Source organism: Micromonospora sp. ABR4_055, assembly GCF_056160425.1.
In genome coordinates this window covers 1-8,825 of record NZ_JBSWXD010000214.1, presented here as the reverse complement: position 1 = coordinate 8,825, position 8,825 = coordinate 1, and the positions used below count along the sequence as shown (strand labels likewise).

Below are 8,825 nucleotides of genomic sequence, written 5' to 3'. Positions count from 1 at the left end.
TGAGAAACGCACCCGTTTTCCTGGGTTTTTGGGAAAACTTGTAGGGAGGGGAAAAGCTTCCCAATACCCCTTTTGGGGGGGGGGGGGGGGGGGGGGCCCCCCCCCCCCCCCCTCCGCTCGATCGAACTGACGTGATTCGCCCGGCCTCGGCTACCGGCAATCCCTGACACTGCCGGTGGTGCCCTCGGTCGGGGCGGTCGCTGGTGTCAGAGCGCGGGCTGCTCGATCTCGGCGCAGGAGGCGCAGCACGAGCTGGCGCCGCAGCAGGAGCTGGAGCTGCAGCTCGACGAGCCGGAGGAGGCACCGGTCTCGGGCAGCGCGGCCGAGTCGCGGATGGAGCTGACCGACAGCTCGTCCAGCTCGAGGTCTTCGACGTCGATGATCTCGTCGGACATGTGATGCACCTTTCGGGAGAGGTTCGCCCCGCACGGTCGGCGAGGACGTCGGTGACCGGCGCCGACGGTGGCGCCGGTGGATCAGGTGACGTAGCAGCAGGAGCAGGAGGCGCGACCGCCGTCACCGGCCGAGGAGGCGCCGGTCTCCGGCAACGCCACCGAGTCCCGCATCGCGGTGACGGTGAGTGGCCCGAGGTCCAGCCCGTCCACGTCGATGTCCAGGTCGTAGTCCTGGGTGGCACCCCAGGACGTCGACAGTTCCGCCAACATCGCGCACCTCCTTGTCGGCCCGGGAGCCGTTCGCTGGGCCGCTCCTTGGCTTCCACCTGACGTTCTAGCTTGTTGCTGCGCTTGAGATTAGTTGAACGTCTAGGTCCGGTCAATCATTGGAGCTGACTGAATTAGGGCAGCGCTCAGCAGGTGGCCACGATTGGCGCAGAAAGCTGAGGGTGAGTCGGAAATGTCAGCTCAGCTGATCCGACTGACCAAACCCATCGAATCGGGCGATACACCGCAACAGGCGGTTCCGCAGTACTGCGGCCCGCTCGGCGAAATCCCGCTGCATCGTCGCGTACTCGGCCCGACCTGCCGCGGTCTCGATCCGCACCGGGGGATAGCCCAGCTCCCGCAGGTCGTACGGACTGGCCCGCATGTCCAGGTCCCGGATGTCACGGGCCAACTCGAAGCAGTCCACCACCAACTCGCCGGGCACCAGCGGACTCAACCGAAAGGACCACTTGTACAGATCCATGTTGGCATGCAGGCAGCCCGGTTGTTCGAAGTCGGCCTGGTCGGAGCGCTGCGGGGAAAACAGGTTCAGCGGCCGGGCCGCCGGGGTGAAGAATCGGTACGCGTCGAAATGGCTGCACCGGATCCGCTGGCCGTCGACGAACTCGGCGAGGCCGGCCGGACTCATCCGCAGCGGCCACCGGTGGTGGCGGACCTCGTCGGCGGGCTGCCGGTAGACCATCGCCCACTCATGCAGGCCGAAGCAGCCCAGGTGCGCCGGCCGGGCCGCGGTCCGGGCCAGCAGGTCCCGTACCCAGGTGACGAACTCGCCGCGCCGGGCCAACAGCCCGGCGGTGTCCACGGTGACCGCCACCCCGTCGCCGCTCGGAACCGTCCGGTAGTCCCGGCCCCACCGCGTCGGCTCGGTGTCGGCGAGCCGCACCCCCGCCCCCGGATGCCAGCGACGCAGCTGCGCCGGCCGGTACGCGTAGTAGGTGAACAGGAAGTCGGCGACCGGATGTGGCTCGCCCCGGCGGCGGCGTTCCAGGTGTGCGCCCACCAGCCGGTCGACGCGCTCGGCGTGCGCGTCGCGGCGCCGGGTCCAGGTAACCCGGTCGAGCAGGGTGTCGGTCACCACCCGACCAGGGTAGGCCGGCCCGGTCAGGCCGGCCCGCCAGGTCCGATCCGGTCAGGCCTCGTCGGCCGGCTCGTCGTCGAGCCGCGCGCCGGACCGCAGCACCGCGTCCGGCCGGCAGAGCACGCTCACCCGGTAGGACAGCCCCAGGTTGGACCAGATCTCACCGCTCAGGGACAGGCAGAGCCCGACACCGGGCTCGCCGTCGGGGTGCTCGAAGAAGTCGACCGTCGGCGCGGCGAGCGCGCCGACCAGCCCCTGGGTCTGCCGGGCGGTGGCGGCCACCTGCACCAGCCCGCCCGTCACCTGAATTTCCACGTCATCCAGGGCATCGACGGCGTACCAGTGGGTGTCCGGCAGGAACAGCTGCGCGTCCACGCTGCGGCGGGTGTAGTCGGGGCCGGCCAGGCCGGTGTCGTCCGCCGGGCGGTCACCGAGCCACGCGGTGCCGGCATAGTCGGTACGCAGCCGCTGCGCCTCGGAACGCCACTCGGTGACCAGGGTGTCGAGACGGGGTTGGGCGGCAAGGTGGACAGCTGCTTCGATCACCCCCGGGACCCTAGCACCGTGGCCGGGTCCCGGGGTCCCTCCGGTGCGCAGTCCAGTGCCTGGTCGACGACCAGGTCCAGCGGGGTGGCCACACCCGTGCACCAGGCGGCGTCGAACGCGTCAGGGGTCAACGCGCGCCGCGCGGCGTCAAGGGCGGCGTCCCGCCGCTGCTGCACCGCCACCGGTGCGACCAGACCGAACCGGTAGCGCAACGAGTCGACCGCGGCGAGAATCCGTACCGCCAGGGCCGGGTCGTCGTCGACGGTCACCTCGGCCACCGTCTCCAACGAGGTGGACAGGTCCGCCCGGTCGCCCAGCTCGAACCGCCGTTCCAGGGCGGCGACGAACAACCGCAGCGCGGCCGGCCGGTCCCCGCCGGCCAGCTCGCACTGCCCGAGATGGTGCAGCGCGACCGCCTCGCCGAACAGGTCCCCCAGCCCGGTGGCCAGGTCGTGTGCTTCCCGGGCCACGGCTGCCGCGCCGGCCGGATCCGGCCGGGCCAGCAGGATCTCGGCCAGACAGGTCAAACCGAGCAGCACGCCGCGACTGTTGCCGGCCTCCCGCTCCAGCGCCAGGCACTGGTTGATGTGCCAGTCGGCGTCGGCGATGTCGCCGGTCCGCAGGCAGACCTTGGCGAGGTTGCCGAGCGCGATCGCCATGCCGGGCTTCGCCCCGAGCTCGCGCCACACCTCCAGTCCGTACCGGAAGTGTTCGCCGGCCTCGCCGTAGCGGCCGGCCAGCATCGCCGCGACGCCGAGGATGTTGCGGGCCTGCGCGGCGCCCTCGGCGTCGCCGGCCTGCTCGGTGAGGCGCAGGCACTCCTCGCCGAGCCGGGCGGCGGTGGCGGTGTCGTCCTGGGTGGCGGCCAGCACCGCCGCCGGATAGAGCAGTTGGCGACGGTGCTCCACGGCCAGCCCGGCGGGGGCGGAAAGCAGCCGGTCGAGCCACTGGCGGCCGTCGCGGATCTGGTTGCCGTTGCGCCAGTACCGCCACAGCCCCAGGCACAGCCGGGTCGCGGTGGCCAGGTCGTCGGCGGCGAGCGCGTACTCCAGCGCGGCCCGCAGGTCCGGGTAGTCGTGGTCGATCTCGTCCGCCCAGCGGCTCTGCTCCGGCCCGACCATCCCGGCGGCCGCCCGGTCCGCCAGCCCGGCGCAGTACGCCAGATGGTTGCGCAGTTGCCGGGCCCGCTGCCCGGTGGTGCACAGCTGGCGGGCCCGGGCCTGGATGGTGTTCAGCATCGCGTACCGGCGGGTGCCGGACCGCCTGGTCACCGCCACCACCAGGCTCTTGCGGACCAACGCCTCCAACGCTTCGGCGACCCGGTCGACGGCCGCAGACCCCGCCGTGGCCGCAGACCCCAGCCCGGCGACGGCGGCCACGGCTGCCGCCGTCGGCTCGGCGGTGAAGACGGCGGTCGCGGTGAACACGTCCTGGTGCGCCGGCTCCAGCAGGCCGAAACTCCAGTCGACCGTGCCATGCAGGGTCCGCTGGCGGGCCGGCCGGTCGCGTGGCCCGGGACCGAGCGGATCCAGATGCGGGCCGAGCCGGTCCAGCACCACCGCCGGGCTCAACTGGTCGGTACGCGCGGCGGCCAGTTCGATCGCCAGCGGCAGTCCGTCCAGCCGCCGGCACAGCTCCGCCACCGCCGGCAGCGCGTCAGCGGTCAGCCGGAAATCCGCGTCGGCAGCTCGGGCGAGCTGGTCGAACAGGGCGATCGCCGGATGCTGCGCCACCGCGCGGGCGGCGGCCGACGCCCCGCGCGGCAGGTCGTCGAGGCGGGGCAGCGGCAGCGGCAGCACCCGGTAGACCTGTTCGCCGTAGATCCCCAACGGCTCCCGGCTGGTGGCCAGCACCCGAACGCGCCCGGCGGCGGCCAGCAGCTGGCCCAACGGCGGTCCGGCGGCCAACGCCTGCTCCAGGTTGTCCAGCACCAGCAGCAACTCGGTGTCCGCGGTGTGGTTGACCACCGCGTCCAGCACCGCCTGCCCGGCGCGAACCGGCACGTCCAGCGCGGCGGCGACCGCGGTGAGCACCTCCGTCGCGGTGCGGCAGGCGGCCAGCGCCACGAAGCACACCCCGTCGTCGAACCGGGCCGCGAGACCGGCGGCCACCGACAGCGACAGCCGGGTCTTGCCGATCCCGCCGGCGCCGACGAGCGTGACCAGCCGGCTGGTCGCCAGCAGCGCGTCGATCCGGGCGACGTCGCGGTCCCGGCCGACCAGCGGGGTCAGCGGGGCCGGCAGCCGCACCCGCCGCCGTGGCCGGCCGAGCAGGTCCGGGCTCAACGTCCAGCCGCCGGTGCCGGAACCGACCAGGCCACGGCGGGCACGTACCCGGTCGAGTTCCCGGTCGGCGGCGGCCGGCAGCCCGCCGGTCTGCCGGACGAACCAGTTCACCAGGGTCCGGCTGGGCTCGCCGCGCAGCGCGGTCCGCAACCAGATCCGAGTCGTCGCCGGCGACCACGGGGCGAGCTCGATCTGCTCCAGCTCTGGCAGGTGCACACCGGACGGACCGACACCGGGCAGCGGTCCGGGACCGGTCACCGAGACCGGCTCGCCGGCACCGGCGGGCCCGGCCGGGCCGGCCGTCTCGGTGCTGGCCTGCACCAGCCCGAGCACGGCGGGCAGCAGCCGCGGACGGGACCAGACCCGCAGCAGGTGTGGGACCCGGTCGACGGCGGCGAGGTCGGCGATCAGCACCACCTGGTTGGCGAAGACCGGCAGCGGCAGCGGCTCCGGTTCGGGCGGCACCGTGACCACGGCGAACCCGCGCAACGCGGCCAGCCGGGCGGTCTCGACGAGGAAACGGGTGTGCCCGGCACCCCGCTGCCCGTGCACCCGGGCCGCGCCGCGGCCGGTCACCTGCAGCCGGGTCAGGAACTCGTGGGTACGGCGCAGCGCCTCGTCGCGCTCCCACAGCCGGGAGCCGCTCCCGTCGGTGATCTCCACGTCATCGGCGACGGCGCTGTCCCGCCCTCGCCGTTTGGCGAGATAGTTGCGCCGGTCAGCGTGGTCCAGCAGGTGTTCGGCGGTGGTGCCGTCCGCAGGTGCGCTCGCCACCCCGAGGCTGACCGTCAGGTGCAGCGGCGGGTCTCCGGAAAACTCGGTACTGCGGATCCGTTCGGTCAGCCGCAGGGCGAGCCGGACCGCCTCGGTGCGGTCGGTCTGCGGTAGCACCACGACGAATTCGTCGCCGCCGTAGCGGAACAGCACGTCCTGCGGCCGGCAGGTGGCGCGTACCCGCTCGGCGAGCTGGCGCAGCACCCGGTCACCGCGTAGGTGGCCGTAGACGTCGTTGACCGTCTTGAAGAAGTCGACATCGAACAGGAACACCCCGCAGGGATGCCCCGCCCGACCCAACTGGCGTCTGAGGAATGGATCAAGGGACGCGCGCGGACGGGCTCCCGTGACCGGATCGGTCGCCGCCACGTCGTACTTCTCACCGCCCTCGTCACCACCGGCGTGCCGGTCACCGGACCCGCCTGCCGCGACCTGGTGGGCCGACGGGCGTGTCGGCGTGGTTAACGGTGCCTCCACTACGGCACCACCGAATTGGATGCTATCCGTCGGTCACCGGGCATGGGAGTCCACCGGCCCGACGCACGTCCTGCACGATAGGGGGATGTTCGTTCTCAGCCGAGAGGTTTCTGCTACGTAACATGTCCACCGTGGTACCGGGAACGCGTCCTTATCGGATCGACTCTCCGGTAGCCATGATCTTGTTATTCGCCAGGAGGATCGCACCGGTGCCGACGATGAGCGCTGTACACCAACGGCGCGGATACCGAAAACAAATCGCTGCACTGTCGACGGTCGTGGTGCTCGCCGCCGCCGTGGCCGGCGGGTCGGCGACGCGGCCGGACGACGTGCCCGCGACGCGGCCGGGCACCGCACCGGCCGGGGACTTCGCCAGCCTGTGGAACGGCTCCCCCGGCATCGGCCAGGGCACCTCACTGGCCGACGTCCGGAGCATCGTCGGCGCGGACACCCCGGCGACGGCGGCACTGGACGGCACCGGGATCGGCATCGCGATGATCGACACCGGGGTGGTACCGGTCCCCGGCCTGCCGGCGAACCGGCTGGTCAACGGCCCGGACCTGTCCTTCGAGTCGCAGGCGACAAATCTGCGCTGGCTCGACACCTACGGACACGGCACCCACCTCGCCGGTGTACTGATCGGCGACGATCCGACCAGCGGCGCACGCGGGCTGGCACCGAAGGCGAAACTGACCTCGGTCAAGGTCGGTACGGCCAACGGCGCGGTCGACGTCTCACAGGTCATCGCGGCGGTCGACTGGGTCGTCACCAACCGCGACCACGACCCCACCCATCCGATCCGGGTACTGAACCTGGCGTACGGCTCCGCCGGCAACCCAGCCTTCTGGACCGATCCGCTGCACTTCGCCGTCGAACAGGCGTGGCACGCCGGGATCGTGGTCGTGGCGGCCGCCGGCAACGACGGCAACGGGTTCGGCCGGCTGGACAATCCAGCGACCAACCCGTACGTCGTCACGGTCGGCGCCAGTCTGACCAAGGGCACGCTGACCACCGCCGACGACGAACTCGCGCCGTTCACCAACCTCGCCACCGCCGGCCGGCAACTGGATCTGCTGGCTCCCGGCGAATCGGTGCTGTCGCTGCGTAACCCGGGCTCCAACGTCGACAACCACTACCCCGGTGCCCGGGTCGGCAGCACCCTGTTCCGGGGCACCGGCACCTCGCAGGCGGTCGCGGTCACCTCGGCCGTCGCCGCGCTGCTGCTCCAAGCCAAGCCGTGGCTGACCCCGGACGAGGTCAAGCAGGTGCTGGTGGAGAGCGGCACCTTCCTGCCCACCGGCGGGGGCGCGAACCTCGGTCTGCGCAGCATCAACCTGCAGACGGCGCTGACCTACACCCCGGTGTGGCAGCCGCAGCAGTGGACAAGGTCCGACGGACACGGCCCGATCGACGCGTCCCGGGGCACCAGCCGGGTGGCCCGCAACAACGTGACGCTGCAGGGCGAGCAGAGCATCTTCGGCCCGTTCAGCAGCCCGGCCTGGGCCAGCCAGTCCGCGGCCCGGACCGCCTGGTCCGGCGGCGTCTGGCTGGGCCACCGGATGGCCGCGGACGGCTGGACCGGCACCTCCTGGGCCAGTCGCACCTGGGGCGGCGCGGCCTGGACCTCGCCGTCCTGGGACGGCTCTGGGTCCTGGGTGGACCCCGCCTGGTCGAGCCACTTCTGGTCCACCGGATCGTGGACGCCGGGCGACTGGGGCTCGCACTTCTGGTCCACCGACAGCTGGGCCAACGCCTGCTGGTGCTGACCGGGCCGAATAGCTGACCAGGCCGCGTACCGGGTCAGTCAGGATCGCCGCGGCGCAGACGCTTCGTCTGCGCCCGGCGTTTCTTGTCGCTGATCCGCCGTTCCTTCGCCGCCCGGGACGGCCGGGTCGGCCGCCGCGGCGGCGCCGGCGGCGCGATCGCCTCCCGCAGCAGCGCGGACAACCGGTCCCGGGCCGCGGCCCGGTTCGCCAACTGGTTGCGGTGCTCGCTGGCGGTGACCGTCAACACCCCGCCGACCAACCGACTGGCCAGCCGCTGCACCGCCCGCTGGCGCAGCCACGACGGCAGCGCGGTCGAGCCGGCGACGTCGAACGACAGCTCGACCCGCGAGTCCGCCGTGTTGACACCCTGGCCGCCGGGTCCGGACGAACGGGAGAACCGCTCGGTCAACTCGCCCGCCGGGATCACCACCGAGTCGGTGACCCGCATCTCGCCTGCCGCCATCATCCGACAGTACCGCCGCCCTCGGCGCCGACCACCTGGGCGGTGGTCAGCCGCCCCGCCGGATGATCTCGTCGGCCGTCTGCTCGGCCCGGTGGATCGGGATGGCGAAGCCGATGCCGATCGACCCGACACCCTCCAACGTGGCGATGGCGGTGTTCACCCCGATCACCTCGCCGTCGACGTTGACCAGCGGCCCGCCCGAGTTGCCGGGATTGATCGACGCGTCGGTCTGCACCGCGGTCTGCCGCCCGCCGTTGCCGAGCATCACCTCACGGTCCAGGGCGCTGACAATCCCGGCGGTGACCGTGCCGGACAGGCCGAGCGGGGAGCCGACCGCCAGGACCGACTCTCCGACCTGGGTGGCGCCGGGCTGGGCCAGGGCCAGCGGACGAAGACCGGCGGACGACGGCACCCGCAGCACCGCGATGTCGCTGTCCGGGTCCCGGCCGACCACCTCGGCGACGAGCCGCCTACCGTCCTGGGCGACGACGCTGACCTGGTGGCCGTTGAGCGGAGTCCCCGGTTCGCTGTCGCCGTCCAGGATGTGGTCGTTGGTGATGATGTGATGCTGGTCGTCGATCGCGAAGCCGGACCCGCCGGATATCATGCTGCCCCGCTCGACCTGGACCGACACCACACCGGGCAGCACCTTGGCCGCCGCCGCCACCAGGTCCGGCGACACCCCGGGGGTGGCCGACGGCGACGGCAGCGCCGCCGGCTGTCCCGCGTCGCCGCCCCGGCCGGCGACCACCG

General features: G+C 72.5%; 8 protein-coding genes. 1 reads left to right on the top strand and 7 read right to left on the bottom strand.

The genetic code is table 11. The features are described from left to right. Positions 1-206: 206 nt before the first annotated feature. From ACXAHD_RS29775 to ACXAHD_RS29755, 5 genes are all read right to left on the bottom strand, one after another. A complete protein-coding gene (locus ACXAHD_RS29775; protein ID WP_281553828.1) occupies positions 207-395 on the bottom strand; it encodes a thiazolylpeptide-type bacteriocin in 189 nt (62 codons plus the stop codon). 81 nt (positions 396-476) lie between these two features. After that, positions 477-665: a thiazolylpeptide-type bacteriocin gene (locus ACXAHD_RS29770; protein ID WP_281553827.1), complete on the bottom strand. Its 189-nt coding sequence runs from the start codon at positions 663-665 to the stop codon at positions 477-479. A gap of 193 nt (positions 666-858) precedes the next feature. Then, complete coding sequence (locus tag ACXAHD_RS29765) at positions 859-1,788, bottom strand: 3-methyladenine DNA glycosylase (protein ID WP_475054803.1); 930 nt, start codon at positions 1,786-1,788, stop codon at positions 859-861. A gap of 24 nt (positions 1,789-1,812) precedes the next feature. Then, positions 1,813-2,307, bottom strand: coding sequence for a hypothetical protein (locus ACXAHD_RS29760; RefSeq protein ID WP_289212446.1), 495 nt, complete (start codon positions 2,305-2,307; stop codon positions 1,813-1,815). Beyond that, complete coding sequence (locus ACXAHD_RS29755) at positions 2,304-5,735, bottom strand: diguanylate cyclase (protein ID WP_475054801.1); 3,432 nt, start codon at positions 5,733-5,735, stop codon at positions 2,304-2,306. The genes ACXAHD_RS29760 and ACXAHD_RS29755 overlap by 4 nt, the downstream gene beginning before the upstream one ends. A 326-nt stretch (positions 5,736-6,061) precedes the next feature. On the opposite strand from ACXAHD_RS29755, the gene ACXAHD_RS29750 reads away from it, so the two are divergent. Next, positions 6,062-7,609, top strand: a complete 1,548-nt coding sequence (locus ACXAHD_RS29750) for a S8 family serine peptidase (protein WP_281553824.1) — start codon at positions 6,062-6,064, stop codon at positions 7,607-7,609. A 34-nt stretch (positions 7,610-7,643) separates the two neighbouring features. Here the strand turns inward: ACXAHD_RS29750 and arfB are convergent, their stop codons facing one another. Together arfB and ACXAHD_RS29740 are read right to left on the bottom strand one after the other, a co-directional pair. Beyond that, positions 7,644-8,072, bottom strand: a complete 429-nt coding sequence (gene arfB, locus ACXAHD_RS29745) for an alternative ribosome rescue aminoacyl-tRNA hydrolase ArfB (RefSeq protein ID WP_281555491.1) — start codon at positions 8,070-8,072, stop codon at positions 7,644-7,646. Positions 8,073-8,118: 46 nt separating this feature from the next. Next, positions 8,119-8,825, bottom strand: a 707-nt coding sequence (locus ACXAHD_RS29740; protein ID WP_475054798.1) for a S1C family serine protease, incomplete at its 5' end; no start/stop codon positions are given.